This is a genomic window from Candidatus Bipolaricaulis anaerobius (assembly GCF_900465355.1).
GTDB classification, from domain to species: Bacteria; Bipolaricaulota; Bipolaricaulia; order Bipolaricaulales; family Bipolaricaulaceae; genus Bipolaricaulis; species Bipolaricaulis anaerobius.
In genome coordinates this window covers 62732-77936 of sequence record NZ_LS483254.1, presented here as the reverse complement: position 1 = coordinate 77936, position 15205 = coordinate 62732, and the positions used below count along the sequence as shown (strand labels likewise).

Below are 15205 nucleotides of genomic sequence, written 5' to 3'. Positions count from 1 at the left end.
ACGCTCCGGTCGAAACGAACCGGGGCAGGCCCGCGAGCCTGCCCCGGCCATGGTCGCGAAGATCGTGGGTTCTAGAACATGACGTACAGGCCGACCCCCGGCATGAGGAGGGCGGCGATCTGCATGTTGGCCAGGCTCACGATCCCGATCAGCCGGATCTGGCCGTAGAGCCCGAACGTATCCGACAGGGCGAAGTAGACCCCCGCGATCCCGTTCGCGGAGAGGTTGATCTGGGCGACACCGCCAATTCCCCCCGCCATCGCCGCGATCCCCCCCACCCCGCCGCCGAAGTAGGGTGCGAACCCGTCGAGCGCCGGGAGGATGAGGTACGAGGCGTCCACCGAGAACGCCATCGCCCCCTGGGCGAACGCCCACACGCCCAGCGTGAACCGAGCAGCGGAGTTGTCCCCGGTCGGCATCTCATAGAACACGTCAAGGATCGGCGATCCCAGCGCGAGGTTGAAGCTCCCCCCGACCCCGAGCTTCCCCGCCTGTCCCCCCTCCGCCCCCCACACCGGGGCGAGCGAAAACCCTACCACGCAAAGCAGGGCAAACACGAACGACCGTTTCATCTGCCACCTCCTAGTGGATGGCGGCCATTCTACCCGAGACGGCCCCGGCGGGGCGAACGGCCTTTACCGGGGCGGCGGTTCGTTCTACCATCACGCTCGCGATGGAAAAGACGAACGCGCGGACGGTGCGCGCCCCGCGGGGGACGAACCTCTCCTGCAAGGGATGGCCCCAGGAGGCCGCCCTGCGGATGCTCATGAACAACCTCGACCCCGAGGTGGCCGGCGACCCGGCGAACCTCATCGTGTACGGGGGCACGGGGAAGGCCGCCCGGTCGTGGGCGGACTTCGACCAGATCGTCCGGTCGCTCCGCGAGCTCGAAGGCGACGAGACGCTCGTCGTCCAGTCCGGCCGGGCGGTGGCCGTGTTCCGGACCCACGAGGATGCGCCGCGCGTCCTCATCGTGAATGCGATGCTCGTTCCCGAGTGGGCAACTTGGGAGGTATTCCGGGAGCTCGAGCGGCAGGGGCTCACCATGTACGGGCAGATGACGGCCGGGAGCTGGATCTACATCGGAACCCAGGGGATCCTCCAGGGGACCTACGAGACCCTCGCCGAGTGCGCCCGGCAGCACTTCGGCGGCACCCTCCGCGGGAGGCTCGTCCTCACCGCTGGGCTCGGGGAGATGGGGGGAGCTCAACCGCTGGCGATCACGATGAACGATGGGGTCGGCCTGATCGTGGAGATCAACCCCGACAAGATAAAGCGCCGCCTCTCCCTTGGTCAGCTCGACACCTGGACCGACTCCCTGGACAAGGCTCTCAGCATCGCCCGCGAGCACCAGGAAAAGGGTGAGCCGATCTCCATCGGGCTCCTCGGGAACGCCGCCGACATCTACCCGGAGCTCCTCCGGCAGGGGGCGATCCCGGACGTGGTCACCGATCAGACCGCGGCCCACGACGAGCTCGCGGGGTACGTGCCGGGCGGGATGGCCTACGCCGAGGCCGTTGCCCTGCGTCAGCGCGATCCTCAACGGTACATCGAGCTCTCCTACGCCTCGATGGTCCGCCACGTGCGGGCGATGGCGGAGATGAGGGAGAGGGGGGCGATCGTCTTCGACTACGGGAACGCCCTCCGCGCCCAGGCGGAGAAGGGGGGGCTCGCCCACGAGACCGCCTTCTCCTTCCCCGGGTTCGTCCAGGCCTACATCCGCCCGATGTTCTGCGCGGGGAAGGGGCCGTTTCGGTGGGTGGCGCTCTCCGGCGATCCCAAGGACATCGAGCGCACCGATCGGGCAGTGGTGGAGCTTTTCCCAAGGGACGATGGCCTGCGCCGCTGGATCCAACAGGCGGAGGAGAAGGTGCGGTTCCAGGGGCTTCCGGCGCGGCTGTGCTGGCTCGGGTACGGGGAGCGGGCCGAGGCCGGCCTTCTCTTCAACGACCTCGTCCGGAAGGGGGAGATCAAGGCCCCGATCGTGATCGGCCGGGACCACCTCGACTCCGGATCGGTGGCCTCGCCGTACCGGGAGACCGAGGGGATGCTCGACGGCTCCGACGCCATCGCCGATTGGCCGATCCTGAACGCCCTCCTCAACGCCGTGTGTGGGGCGACGTGGGTGAGCGTGCACCACGGCGGGGGGGTCGGGATCGGGAAGAGCATCCACGCCGGGATGGTGATCGTCGCCGATGGCACCGCGGCCGCCGACCGCCGTCTGGAGCGGGTGCTCACCGTGGATCCCGGCCTCGGGGTCGCCCGCCATGCCGACGCGGGGTACGAGCAGGCGATCGCGGTTGCCCGCGAGCGCGGGGTGCGGATCCCCCGGCGTTCGATGTCGGATCGCGCCCCTCACCCGTAGTCCCTCTCCCCCCAAGGGGGCGAGGGGAGGTGAGGGGGAGCTTTCCCGTACCGGTGGACGCCGGTGAGGCGGTTCCCACTCAGGGGGATTCCCCGGCCAGCGCTAGCGCGGCGAGGGTCTTGGCATCGCCCGCGCCGGACCGGGCGAGGCGCTCGACCTCGGCCACGGTGAGGAAGCAAACCTCGTCCACCTCCGACCGGGCCTCCGGCTCCCCGGACGGATCCCCGGCCAGGAAGAGGTACGTTCGCTCGGTGGAGTAGCCGGGCGTGGGGTACACGGTCCCCAGGTAGCGCCAGCGGCGGGCGGTGAGGCCGGTCTCCTCGAGGAGCTCCCGCTTCGCAGCGGCGAGCGGTCGTTCCCCTCGCTCCAGTACGCCGGCGGGGATCTCCCACAGCGGACCGGCGGCCCCCTCGCGCTGCTGTCGCACGAGGAGGACCCGACCCGCGCGATCGCGGACGAGCGCCGCCGCCGCCCCGGGGTGGAGCACGACCTCCCGCCGCCCGGCCGGGGTCGCCCGCACCGCGACGGAGATCGCCCGGCCCCGGAAGGCGATGTGCGACCCTGACGTCACGGGGCTAGCCTTTGCCCCCATCCCTGGGCCGCACGTAGTGGGAGAGCCCGATCATGCCGAGGAGGATCCCCCCCACCGACAGGATGAACGAGGCGAAACATAACCCGAGGGTGGGTTCGATCAGGCGCAGGACCATCAGGAACGCGAGGACCACCGCCACCACCATCATCACCACGGCGCTCGCGATCTGTCCCCGCGGGCCGCGCATCATGCCTTGTAGAGCCAACACTCGACGAAGTGGCCCTTTACCGGCTCGAAGGCCGGGGGCACTTCCACCTCGCATCGGCCCTCGATCTTCACCGGGCAGCGGGGATGGAACCGGCACCCGCTCGGCGGGTTGACGAGGCTCGGCGGCTCGCCCGACGGGACATCCCGGTACCGGTGCGCGTTGTCGGGATCGGGGTCCGGGATCGCGGCGAGGAGGGCTTTCGCATAGGGATGAAGGCTGTTGTGCACGATCTCATCCACCCCGGCCTGCTCCACCACCTTCGCCGCGTACATGATGAACACGCGCTCGGAGAAGTAGCGAACGGTGGAGAGGTCGTGGGTGATGTAGATCACCCCGAGGTTGTGGGCCGTTTGGATGCGCCGCATGAGCTCGAGGACCTCCACCCGCACCGAGGCATCGAGCATGGACACCGGCTCATCGGCCACGATGAGCGACGGCTGGAGGATCATCGCCCGCGCGATCACCAGCCGCTGCTGCTGCCCCCCCGACAGCATGTGGGGGTACTTCGCCAGGAAGTCGTTCACCGGCAGGAGCCGCACCTCCTCCATGACCTCACGGATCCGCTGCTCGCGCTCGGCCCCCGTGCCGAACTTGTTGATGAGCATCGGCTCCTCGAGGATCTTGCGCACGGTCATGAACGGCGGGAGCGCCCCGTAGGGATCCTGCTGAACGAAACCGACCTTGGACCGGAGTTGCTCGATCCTCCCTTTCTTCCCATCGAGCTTCTGGCCGGCGAACACGATCTCGCCCTTCGTCTTGGGGGCGAGGCCGAGGATCGTCTTGAGGAGCGTGGTCTTCCCGGACCCGCTTTCCCCGACGATGGTCAGGGCTTCACCCCGGTGCAGGCTGAAGCTGACCCCGTCCACGGCCCTCACGTAGCCAGCGTGGAGGAACCCCCACTTCTTGAGCTCGTACCAGGTGTGGAGATCCTTCACCGACAGAAGAACATCGTTGGCCATGGTTTCGGCTACTCCTTGGCGTGGAGCCAGCACTTCACGAGCTCCCCGTGTTCACCCACGGTGAAGGTGGGGGGCTCCTGGTCGCAGCGCTCGAACCGCTGCGGACAGCGAACTGCGAACCGGCACCCACTCGGCGGGTTGATGAGGCTCGGCGGCTGGCCCGGGATGAACTCGAGCTTCTTGTCCCCGCGGAGCGTGGGCACGCTCGACATCAGCCCCCGCGCGTAGGGGTGGAGCGGAGCACGGTAGGCTGTGGTGGACAGGCTGTGCTCCACGAGCTGGCCGGCGTACATCACGATCACCTCATCGGCGAGGTCGCTCGAGGTCGAGATGTCGTGGGTGATGAGGATGAACCCCACCTCGAGTTGGTTCTTGATGTCCTTGAGGGCATTGAAGATGTTGGCCTGGGTGAGCATGTCGAGGGCGGAGGTCGGTTCATCGAGGATCACCAGGGTGGGGTTGGTGACCAGGGCCATGGCGATGATCGCCCGCTGCCGCATCCCCCCCGAGAGCTCGAACGCGTAGCGCTGGAGGAAGTCCTCCGGCACGCCGACGATCCGGAACACCTCCCGGGCGCGAGCAAGGGCGTCCCGCTTCGTCATCCGCTCGTGGACGATGAGCGGCTCAGCGACCTGGGCCCCCACCTTGAGCACGGGGTTGAGGGCGTTCATCGCCGCCTGGGAGACCATGCTGACCTTCGTCCAGCGCACCTTCTGCCGGAACCACTCATCGGAGAGCTTCATCACGTCCGTCCCGTCAAGGTAGACCTCCCCCTTGTAGGTGTGGACGTTCCGCGGCAGGAGCCGGAGGATGGCCCGGGCGAGGGACGTTTTCCCGCATCCTGACTCCCCGATGATGGCGATCGAGCGTCGACGCCGCATGGAGAAGGACACGTCGTCGACGGCTTGGAGAACGCCACGCGAGGTCCGGAAATGGAGGCAGAGGTTTCGCACGTCGAGGAGGCTCTGGCTGCCTTGGTCCGGGGAACCCTGCCGGGGGGAGGACGTGCTGGTCTGGTTTATGGCTCTGATCTGGTTCATACCGTCCTCAGCCTCGGGTTGAAGACCCGATCCAGCGCGTAACCGAGCATCGAGAACGCGAATCCGGTCACCATGAGGAGCACCGCTGGCTCGACCACCCAGTAGTACATGCCCTTGTACAGGGCGTCGTTCGTCTGGGCATCGTTGATGATCTTCCCCCACGTGGGGAGCACTGGATCGCCCAGCCCGAGCACGGAGATGGACGCCTCGAGGAAGACGAAGCTGGGGACCATGGTCACGAAGGTGGGGAGCAGGACGGGGACGATCCGCGGCAAGAGGTAGCGGAACACGATCCGCATGTTCCCCGCTCCATAGGCTCGGGCGGCTTCGATGTACGGGGTTTCCTTGGCCTGGAGGAACATCGCCCGGTAGGTCTTCATCGCCCCCCCGAAGATGCTGAGCGCGATGGTGACCCCCAGCATGATCCACAGGCTCCGATTGTAGAACTGACCGATCATGATCAGGACCGGGTAGAACGGGATGATCATCGTGATCTCGGTGAGCCGCTCAAACAGGGCGTCCAGCGCCCCGCCGTACCAGGTGCCGATGCCCGAGAGGACGAACGTGATCAGGCTGGTTCCGACTGCGGCGGCAAGGCCGAACACGAGGGCCAACGGCGCTCCCCACAGGAGGGCCACCGTCAGGTCGCGCCGCCGGTGGTCCGTCCCCGCCACGCCGTGCACGGTACCGTACACGACGAGGCGCGCGTTGTAGTCCGCCCCTTCGGGGATCTCAGCCTGGATCACGACGGCGTAGTTCCCCTTGACGGGGGTCCGTTCCTTCTCGGGGGCCGAAACGGCGTAATCGGAGAACAGGCCGACCTCGGGTCGCGCCGTCCCCGCCGGAAGCTGGGACGAGACGTTCAGGTCCTGGGAGATGTAGTAGTTATCGGTGGCCCGCATCGCCCGGTTGGTGGCGAGGGGAACCATGTCCCCAGCCGGCGTTCGCCAGAAGACGGAGAACCGCGTGCGGGTACTGCTTTCCGAGACGGCCTCCGAGTTGAGGATGAGTTCGCTTGGGAAGCGATCGTAGTTGTACGTGAACGGGAGCGTGATCTCGACGCGGCTCTTCCCTCCCGCGATCGGCTCGACCCGCTTGACCCCCGCATCCGCGGTGCTGACGATGATCGTCCGCGGCAGCTTGTCGCCTGTGAACCAGTCGAACCAGACTGGGGCTGCGTTCCGTGGGTTGTCATCCCATACCCCGGGCCCGCCGCGCCACAGGCGGATCGCCTCGCCGTAAGGGATGGCGATCACGGCGTAGATGGAAACGGTCAAGAGCATCGCGAGGACGACGATCCCGATGATGGCCGAAGGATAGCGTTGGAGTGTCTTCAGCCTCTGAAGCATTCCTAGACCCCCTTCTTCGCGCCCGCCCCGATCCGCACCCGCGGGTCGACGATGGCGTAGATGAACTCGAGCAGGAACACGGAAGCGGCGAGGAGGTAACCGTAGATGACCATCACCCCGACGATGGTGGGCGTGTCGTTGATGTTGACGGCTTGCATGTAGAGTCTGCCCAGACCGGGCCAGTTGAACACGGTCTCCAGGATGATCGCCCCCATCCACATCGCGATGATCATGAGGAGGAAGCTGGTGATGATCGTGGGAAGCGTAGGACGGAGGATGTACCTGTTCTGGATCGCCCGGGAGGGGAGCCCCTTCGCCTTGGCGAGGTCCACGTAGTCCTCGCTTGCGTAGATGAGGAAGAAGGTCCGTCGGGCGTAGACCGAGGAGAAGAACGCGCTCAGGAACATGGCCAGCGTGGGGAGGATCATGTGGCGGAGGACGCTGGCCGCATAGCCGAGCGTCGTCTTGGGGGGAGGGGCATCCACCATGCCTCCCCACGGCAGCACCCCCAGGGCCGCGGCGAAGATGAGGATGAGGAAGATCCCGTAGAACCAGCCAGGCGCGGCGGAGGTCGGGGCAAGGGTCACCACCACCCGGTCCACCCAGCTCCCGTAGCGGCGTGACAGGGCAAGCCCGGCCCACAGGGTGGTGAAGAAGATGAGGAGGTTCGCTGTCCCAAAGAGGACGAGCGTTGCGGGGAGGCGCTCGAGGATGATGAGCCTCACCAGCCGGGAGCCGCTGTCGCTCACGAGTTGCTCGGCGCGGCCGAGGCTGAGGGACATCGCCGTCGTGAGGTAGCTGAAGCTGCGGAGGAGGAAGGGTTTATCTAGGCCGAGTCTGCGGAACTCGATCTCCGTCCGGGCATCGATCTGCTTCTTCAGTTCCGACGGAGGGATCCCCGCGTTGCCGGGATCGGCCAGCACAGCCTGCGAGACCGCGAACGAGATCTCCGCTTTGCGGACCTCGTCGAGCCTCCCGCCCATGTTGACGATGAGGATCGTGAGATAGAGCGCGATCACGAGCGCGATCCCGAGCATGATGGCCTTGGTAATGGAGTAGCGCATGAGCTGCAGTAGATTCGCTCTCATAGGGACCCGCTCACCTCTCCTTGAGCCTACGCCGATTCCAATGGCGCAGGGCTTGGAGGCGTCAGTGTACTAAGAGAACGCCGGGGGATCAACCCCCGGCGTTCGTTGTTCCCCAAAAGCGTACGGTCGTTCTCCCTACTGCTTCGGTTGGAGGAGGAAGTCGAACCGCCCCGCCGGATCGGGGTGGTCCTCGAACCTCTTCAGGACGATGATCTTCTCGGTCGTGTACGCCTTCTCAAGGTAGAACGGCCCATCGGCGACCCAGAAGTGGCCCTTCTCCTCGTACCACTTCTTCAGGTTCGCGTACCGGGCCTGAGCCTCCGCCGCCGTGATGTACTGCCCGAGCGTCGGCGCGTAGGGGATGTAGGTGGTGGCGATGGCCTCGTCGAGGTACTTGGCGAGGATGGACAGCGACGGCCCCGCGATGAGGTTCGTCCACTCGACCCCCAACAGATCCGCCTTGGCCTCCGACATGGCGAGTTCCTTGTTCGCCTCAGCGAGGATCGAGACGGCGAGCACGTGCCAGAACCCCGGCCCCTGCGAGTAGTACGGCCACCAGTCGGCCACTGCCCACTCCGCATCGAGGTACCAGATGGTCGAGTAGTAGTCAATGATGAGGGGGTCCGTGGACACGATCTTCACGCCGCAGAGCGACCGCAGGGTCTGCTCAAGCTCCGGCACCATGACCTCGTCGTAGATCGCGCTCTCCGGCTTCCCTTGGTCGAAGGTGAGGATCATAAACATCACGAAGTCCGCGACCGAGATCGGGCTCCCATCGTGCAGCTTGACGGTCTGGAACATGTCCGCCGGGTAGTAGACCCGGGAGTACCGCTTCGGAGCCATCTCCTCCGGGAGCCCGTTCGGGTACTTCTCCGCCACGGTGATGAACCTTTGGTTCGCGGCGTCCCAGTCCACCCACGCGTCACCCGGGACCTCGATCTTGTCCACAAAGTTGAGGGTCACCCACGGCAGGGTTGCCGCAACCGGGAGCCCCTTGAGGACGGTGATCTCCGCCTTCTCGATCCGCTTCGGCCAGAAGAGCCCGTCCCGCGTGTCGGTGGCGACGCCCGTGTCGGAGGTGATGCGGATCGGGAACATGTCGTACACGAAGTTCGACCCGTTGAGGGGGTTCCACGGCTGCTGAAGGAGCGTCGGCATGGCGAGCCGGACCGTCCCCCCCTCCACCGGCACCCCATCCTTCTGGTACTGGATGGTGGGGCCGACTTCCGTGGAGTAGTAGATGCCGCCCGCCACGTCCGCCGCGAGGAAGAGGTCCGCCACGACCGGGTTGAACCCCGTGCGGTCAACGACCCAGATCATGTTCGAGAACTTCAGGGCCGCCCACACCATCTGCTCAAGGAGAGCAGCCCGCTCGTCCATGGTGGTGTAGTCCTTCCGGGCCAGCCGGTCAGAGTAGGTGAGGAGGTCCTCCGGCCACGGGGCCTGGACCCACTGCGCGTAGGGCATGACGCGGTTCGAGTAGAACTGGTCGAAGTTGTCGCCCACATCCCGGTCCACGATGCCGCCCACCCAGCCGCCGGTGTAGAAGCTGAACTTCCCTTCCTCGGGGTTGGTGCGCTGCCACAGCGGGGCGAGATCCGCGCTCCGCGCGATCCGGCGCACCGTCGTGAACCCGAGCTTCTCCAGCTGGTCGCAGAAGTAGTTCCCGATCCCGGTGCGCTCATCCTCGCTGCGGATGAGGCCGATGATCTCGACCGGCTTCCCGTTGTACGTCCACTTCCCGTCCACCTTCACCGCACCGAGCTTCTCCATCTCAGCGGTGACGACGGCCTCCGCCTTGGCGAAGTCGTAGGCGTAGTAGTCCTCCACGGCCTCGATCAGGTCGCGGTGCCGTTCCGCATCCGGGAACGCGGAGTTGATCAAGGTGTACTTGGGGATGGCGAGGCCCCCCATGATCTCGTTGGCGATGTAGTCGCGGTCAATGAGCCAGTTCATCGCCTCGCGGATCGCGGCCACCCCGAACGGGTTCAGGCGCCCATCGCTGAAGAACGCGCCCCCCGCCCCCCCGTTGTTGAACGTGAGGTCGTTGTAGGAACCGAACGAGCTATAGTACTTCAGCCCGGGGTTCGCCCGCACCTGGTTGAACAGGTTGCGGTCGGTGATCGAGAATGCGTAAACATCAAGATCACCGGCAGCGAGCTTTGCCACGCCCTCACCAAGCTGCACGACTTCCGTCATCACGATCTCGTCAACCCACGCGCCATTGCGGGCTACGGCCCCCAGCGCCAGGGTCGCCATCAACACCCCTACGAGTAGCTTCTTCATCCTCGTTCCTCCTTACTGCGTTCCAGTCACAAGGCTACTCCGCGTCCCCCGGCGCCCTACTCTAGGCACGGAGGACTGACGAATAGGTACTTCACGAGCGCCTCACACGTGCCCGGCACAACAGGGGAAACACCCTTCAGGCCCAGCAGCATCAGCCCACCTGGCTTGAGCCCAGGGGCGGCGATCTGGATCGTCCAAACGCTGCCAGCACCGGTGGCCGTTGCCGCCGGCCCGAAGGGGAGCACTTGGAACGTCGTCGTGGGGACCATGAGGAACACCTTGATCGTCGTCACATCGCAGGTGGTGGTGTTTTGGACCCAGACGATGTAGTTGCCGCCGCCGATGGCATCCACCTTGGCCACAGGAAGACCTACGGAAGGACACGCCGCGACGCCGACCAAACCCGCTACCAGGACAAGCCCGAGCAGCAACCCCAGCCTCTTCTTCATCTACGACCTCCTCCTTCACGTCACTCGTGTACTGGGAAAGTACGAAGTCGATTCTGCCCCGCCCCGTGTGCCCCGTTCTCACCCCCTCGCTGCCACTTGCGGAATTGATAGGATGATACTCCGCCAGGCGGTTCCCTGTCAAGGAGGGGGTGCCCCAGATGACCCTCGCAGGGGAGGTCCACGCCTGAAGCCTCCAGGGCTCCGGCGGGCGGAGGGGAACGGCCAGGGCTTGGACCCTAGCGGGAGAGGCGGTCCTTCAGGTCGCGGATGATCGCGACCGGGGTCGGGTCCACCCCCCCGAGGAGGGCAAGGTAGTAGCTCGTCCAGTCCCCGAGGTAGAGGAGGGATAGGAGCTCGGCGGGAAGCCCTTCCCCACGGCCGGAGACCTCGATCCAGTCGAGGCCCCGGTTGGTGAGGATCTCCTCGAGGATCGCGATCCGCCGCGCGACCCGTGGGTGGTCGTGCCGGGAGCGGAGGAAGACCACGGTCCCTTGGGGGAGGAGCCGGCCCATGAGCTCATACCCCACGACCTCGTTGTGGCAGAGCTCGGGGAGCTCGGCCCAGAACGCAGGGGCCTTGGCATTCTCGTTCACCTGGGTCTTCCAGCGGACCGCGACCGGCGCGGTGGGCCCTGCCCCGTAGGCGAGCGGGACGCGGCCGGCGAGGCGCTGGGCGAGCCGTTGAGCCTCGTTCTCTTCCCCTCCCGGGGCGAGCTCACGGGCGAGCTCGTCGAGGATGGCCAGGGCCTCCCCAAGGTCAGGGATGAGCCCGAGGCGGCGGAACAGGCCGAGGAGGGGGAACAGGAGGTACCCCAGGGCTGCCCGGGGCTGGTGGCCAGGCGGGATCCGGATCCACGGGATGCCGTTCGCGCTACATCGCGCGCCGAGCTCCCCGCCCGAGGTCACCGCCACCGCGCGCTTCGTCCGCGTCCGTGCCTCGTCGAACGCGGACAGGGTCTCCTCCGTGTCCCCGGAGTAGGAGAGGGCGATGGCGAGCGATTCCTCCCCGATCCAACCGGGGAGCGTGTAGTCCCGCACCGGCACGACCTCCACCGGGAGGAGGGTCGTCAGGAGCGCGCCGGCGATGCCCGATCCGCCCATCCCGAGGGCCACCACGCGCGAGAACCCGGCGAGCCCGTCCAGGGGCACTCCCTCCCCCAGCGCCAGCCCCTCCCGGCATTGGACGGGGAACCCGGCCAAGGCCTCGGCCATCCCCCCCCGGTCGAGGGGGGCCAGTTCCTGCCAGCTCCTCTTCCTCCCATGCTCCGCCATGGGGGCATTCTACCCCGTTCCCTGTTCTCCGGGCGCGCGTCCCCTCGCGATGGAACCCGTTTCCTTGAGGGGGAGGCGTCGGGTCCGTAGCGTGGGTCACGTTGAACCTAAGGAGGCGATCGAGCGATGCGACGTGTGGTGTGTTGGCTAGTCGGAATGGTGGCCCTCTCGCTGTGGGCGATGACCCCTGGCCTCGCTGACGCAGGCATCGGCGGGATGTTCGTGGATGTGCCCACGACCCATCCCGCCTACTCTGCGGTGCAGGACCTCGTTCAACGGGGGATCATCGTCATCGGGGCGGGCGGCGAGTTCTCCGGGAATGCGCCCCTCCTCCGCTACGACGCGGCACAGTGGCTGTCGCGGGCGATCAAGAACCTCGAGGGCACGCGGTCTGGGGTGGACCTGACCCCGCAGATTACGACCCTCACGACGCGCGTCTCCTCGCTGGAGACGGCGCTGAACCGCGAGGTCCAGGCGCTGCAGGTCCAGATCGCGCAGGTCGCCCAGGGAGCGGGGGCCGAGGCAGCGCAGAAGGCGCAGACGGCGTTCGTGCTCGGGGTGACGGGGGTCGTCCTCGCGCTGGCGGCGGTGGCTCTCGCCCTCTGGTTCTAGCGCGCGACCGGGGGCCACGCCCCCCTCACCTGCCTCTCCCCCGGCGGGAGAGGGGAGCCGAAGGTGAGGGGGGAGAACCCACGGCGTGACCGGGCCTTCCCGGTCGGTTGCGGCCCCGCGGGGGGAGTCGTATAGTCGTTTATGCCTTCCCTTCGGTATGGGATTGACTTCCTGTTCGGACAAACGAACGAACAGCGCCTGCGCAAACTCCTCCCGCGCGTGGATGAGGTGAACGCGTGGGCGGACCGGGCCGGGGCCCTGTCCGACGCTCACCTCCGCGCGAAGACTGACGAGTTCCGCGCCCGCCTCGCCGCGGGGGAGACCCCCGATGATCTCCTCCCCGAGGCGTTCGCCTCGGTGCGCGAGGCGGCCGCCCGCACGATCGGGCTCCGCCCGTTCGACGTTCAGGTGATGGGGGCGATCGTCCTCCACCAGCGGCGGATCGCGGAGATGAAGACGGGGGAAGGGAAGACCCTCGTCGCGACCATGCCCGCCTACCTCAACGCCCTCGTGGGGCGGGTCCACATCGTGACGGTGAACGACTACCTCGCCCGCCGCGACCGGGCGTGGATGGGGCCGGTGTACGAGTTCCTGGGCCTCACGGTGGGCCTCCTCCAGGAGACGACGCCCCCCGATGAGCGGCGGGCAGCCTACGCCTGCGACATCCTCTACGGGACGAACGCCCAGTTCGGGTTCGACTACCTCCGCGACCACATGGTCGTCAGCCGCTCCCAGATGGTGCAGGGGCCCCTCGACTACGCGATCGTGGACGAGATCGACAACATCTTGATCGACGAGGCACGGACGCCGCTCATCATCTCCGGGCCCACCGCGGACACGGCCCGCCAGTACCGCGACTTCGCCCGGCTCGCCAAGCTGTTCAAGCCGGGGGAGGACTTCGAGGTGAACGAGGAGCAGAAGCGCCTCTCCCTCACCGAGGCCGGGTGGAGGAAGGCCGAGCAGCTCCTGAAGTTCGACAACATCGCCGACGCGGGGGCCACCACCGCCCGCTACCACCTCGAGACGGCGCTCCGGGCGCGGATGTTCTTCCACCGCGACCAGCAGTACATCGTGAAGGATGGGCGCGTGATCATCGTCGACGACTTCACTGGCCGGCTGATGCCGGACCGTCGCTACTCGGGCGGCCTCCACCAGGCGATCGAGGCGAAAGAGAACCTCCCCATCCAGCGCGAGAACCAGACCCTCGCCCAGATCACGCTCCAGCACTACTTCCGCCTCTACAAGGGCCTTGCCGGGATGACGGGCACGGCGAAGACGGAAGAGGACGAGTTCAAGGAGATCTACGGCCTCGACGTCGTCCAGATCCCCACCAACCGCCCCCTGATCCGGGAAGCTCTCCCCGACATCATCTACCGCACGAAGAAGGGGAAGTTCGAGGCGGTGGCGGACGAAGTGGAGCGGCTCCACCAGGGGGGGCGGCCGGTGCTGATCGGGACGACCTCGATCGAGGACTCGGAGGACCTGTCGCGGCTCCTCAAGAAGCGGGGGCTTCCCCACCAGGTGCTGAACGCCAAGTACCACGAGAAGGAGGCCCACATCATCGCCCAGGCGGGGAGAGCGGGGGCGATCACGATCGCCACGAACATGGCCGGGCGGGGGACGGACATCGTCCTCGGCGGGAACCCCGAGGCCCGGGCGCGGGCCGAGGCGGACCCGGAGGTGGAGCCGGAGCGGTACCGCGAGCTTCTGGAGAAGTACCGAGCGGAGGCCGCGGCGGAGCGGGAGGCGATCGTGTCCGCGGCGGACGACGACCCCGCCTACCACAAGGCGGCGCTGGAACGGATCCGGGAATGGTGCGCCGAGGTGGGCCGCCCGTTCCGGGCCGCGGAGTGGGAGGGCGCGATCAAGCGGGGAGGCCTCGCCGTGGTCGGGTTCCAGCGTCACGAGGCGAGGCGGATCGACGACCAGCTCGCCGGTCGCTGCGGCCGCCAGGGGGATCCCGGCTCGAGCCAGTTCTTCCTCTCGTTGGAGGACGACCTGCTGCGCATCTTCGGCGGGGAGCGCCTCGCTACCCTCATGGAGCGCCTCGGGGTGAAGGAGGGGGAGGCGATCACCCACGACCTCCTCACCCGCTCGATCCGCAGAGCTCAGAAACGGGTCGAGGAGCGGAACTTTGAGATCAGGAAGCGGCTCCTGGAGTACGACGAGATCATGGCCAAGCAGCGCGAGGCGGTGTACGCGCTCCGGGAGAGGTTCCTCCTCCCCGAGGCCGGGGAGACCCCGGACGACGAGGCGTTGCGCTCCCACCTCGCGGAGATGGCCGGCGAGTTCGGGGAGATCCTCGTGGACCGCTACGCGCCGGGTTCGGCCCCCGAGGGATGGGACCTCGCCGGGCTGAAGCGGGACCTCGGTCAGGTGCTCGCCCAGCCCCCGGCGGAGCTCCCCCTCCACCGCCGCGAGGACCTCGTGGCGACGGTGCGCGACCTCGTCCAGGCCCAGCTCGATGCCCAGTGGACGAGGCTCTCCCCCCATTACCCCCTCATCGTGCGGATGGTCCTCCTCCGGACGATGGACGAGAACTGGCGCCAGCACCTCCTGGAGCTCGACGAGGTGCGAGAGGGGATCGGGCTCCGCGCCTACGGGGGCACGGACCCCCTCATCGAGTTCAAGCGCGAGGCCCATCGGCTCTTCCAGGAGATGATCGTGCGCACGGAGGAGGAGGCGCTGCGGTTCCTCCTCAACCCCCGCCTCGCCGTCCGCACCGAGCCCGCTCCGGTGCGGACGCCGGTGATGAGCGCCACCACCTCCACCACTGCCCGAGCGGCGCGCAGTTCGACCGCCCCGGTCGGGCGCGAGGAGCACAAGGTTGGCCGCAACGACCCCTGCCCCTGCGGGTCGGGGAAGAAGTACAAGCACTGCTGCGGGAAGACCACCTAGGGGGGAACCATCCCCCGGCGGACCGTGGCTGCCGTCCAGGATACGCCGCCACCTTGACTTGAACTTCGGGGTGGACCGTCTATCATCA

General features: G+C 67.3%; 13 protein-coding genes. 3 read left to right on the top strand and 10 right to left on the bottom strand.

Annotated features, from left to right (window positions below):
• Positions 1–71: 71 nt before the first annotated feature.
• On the bottom strand, positions 72–572 hold the full coding sequence (locus tag BARAN1_RS00355) for a hypothetical protein (protein ID WP_122030376.1): 501 nt from the start codon (positions 570–572) through the stop codon (positions 72–74).
• A gap of 101 nt (positions 573–673) precedes the next feature.
• On the opposite strand from BARAN1_RS00355, the gene hutU reads away from it, so the two are divergent.
• Positions 674–2365 (top strand): urocanate hydratase, encoded by a 1692-nt coding sequence (gene hutU, locus BARAN1_RS00350; protein ID WP_122030375.1) that lies wholly within the window; start codon positions 674–676, stop codon positions 2363–2365.
• A gap of 79 nt (positions 2366–2444) precedes the next feature.
• On the opposite strand, the gene BARAN1_RS00345 is transcribed toward hutU, so the two are convergent.
• From BARAN1_RS00345 to BARAN1_RS00305, 9 genes are all read right to left on the bottom strand, one after another.
• Positions 2445–2936 (bottom strand): NUDIX hydrolase, encoded by a 492-nt coding sequence (locus tag BARAN1_RS00345; RefSeq protein ID WP_157959326.1) that lies wholly within the window; start codon positions 2934–2936, stop codon positions 2445–2447.
• A gap of 4 nt (positions 2937–2940) precedes the next feature.
• Entirely contained in the window at positions 2941–3144 is a 204-nt protein-coding gene (locus BARAN1_RS00340; protein WP_122030373.1) for a hypothetical protein, read from the bottom strand.
• On the bottom strand, positions 3144–4124 hold the full coding sequence (locus BARAN1_RS00335; RefSeq protein ID WP_122030372.1) for an ABC transporter ATP-binding protein: 981 nt from the start codon (positions 4122–4124) through the stop codon (positions 3144–3146). The genes BARAN1_RS00340 and BARAN1_RS00335 overlap by 1 nt, the downstream gene beginning before the upstream one ends.
• Before the next feature lie 8 nt (positions 4125–4132).
• Positions 4133–5005 (bottom strand): ABC transporter ATP-binding protein, encoded by an 873-nt coding sequence (locus tag BARAN1_RS00330; RefSeq protein WP_231944266.1) that lies wholly within the window; start codon positions 5003–5005, stop codon positions 4133–4135.
• 155 nt (positions 5006–5160) lie between these two features.
• Complete coding sequence (locus BARAN1_RS00325; protein WP_122030370.1) at positions 5161–6513, bottom strand: ABC transporter permease; 1353 nt, start codon at positions 6511–6513, stop codon at positions 5161–5163.
• 2 nt (positions 6514–6515) lie between these two features.
• Entirely contained in the window at positions 6516–7577 is a 1062-nt protein-coding gene (locus tag BARAN1_RS00320) for an ABC transporter permease (RefSeq protein ID WP_231944265.1), read from the bottom strand.
• A gap of 159 nt (positions 7578–7736) precedes the next feature.
• A complete protein-coding gene (locus tag BARAN1_RS00315) occupies positions 7737–9887 on the bottom strand; it encodes an ABC transporter substrate-binding protein (RefSeq protein ID WP_122030368.1) in 2151 nt (716 codons plus the stop codon).
• A 56-nt stretch (positions 9888–9943) separates the two neighbouring features.
• Positions 9944–10336 carry a hypothetical protein gene (locus BARAN1_RS00310; RefSeq protein WP_122030367.1) on the bottom strand — a complete coding sequence of 131 codons (393 nt, stop codon included), beginning with the start codon at positions 10334–10336 and terminating at the stop codon, positions 9944–9946.
• 236 nt (positions 10337–10572) lie between these two features.
• The gene (locus tag BARAN1_RS00305) at positions 10573–11607 is read right to left on the bottom strand and encodes a bifunctional phosphoglucose/phosphomannose isomerase (RefSeq protein WP_122030366.1); all 1035 of its coding nucleotides are present in this window, start codon (positions 11605–11607) and stop codon (positions 10573–10575) included.
• Positions 11608–11733: 126 nt separating this feature from the next.
• Here BARAN1_RS00305 and BARAN1_RS00300 point away from each other — a divergent pair, with 126 nt between their 5' ends.
• Together BARAN1_RS00300 and secA are read left to right on the top strand one after the other, a co-directional pair.
• Positions 11734–12219, top strand: coding sequence for an S-layer homology domain-containing protein (locus BARAN1_RS00300; RefSeq protein WP_122030365.1), 486 nt, complete (start codon positions 11734–11736; stop codon positions 12217–12219).
• A gap of 141 nt (positions 12220–12360) precedes the next feature.
• A complete protein-coding gene (gene secA / locus BARAN1_RS00295) occupies positions 12361–15117 on the top strand; it encodes a preprotein translocase subunit SecA (RefSeq protein WP_122030364.1) in 2757 nt (918 codons plus the stop codon).
• The last annotated feature ends 88 nt before the right edge of the window (positions 15118–15205 follow it).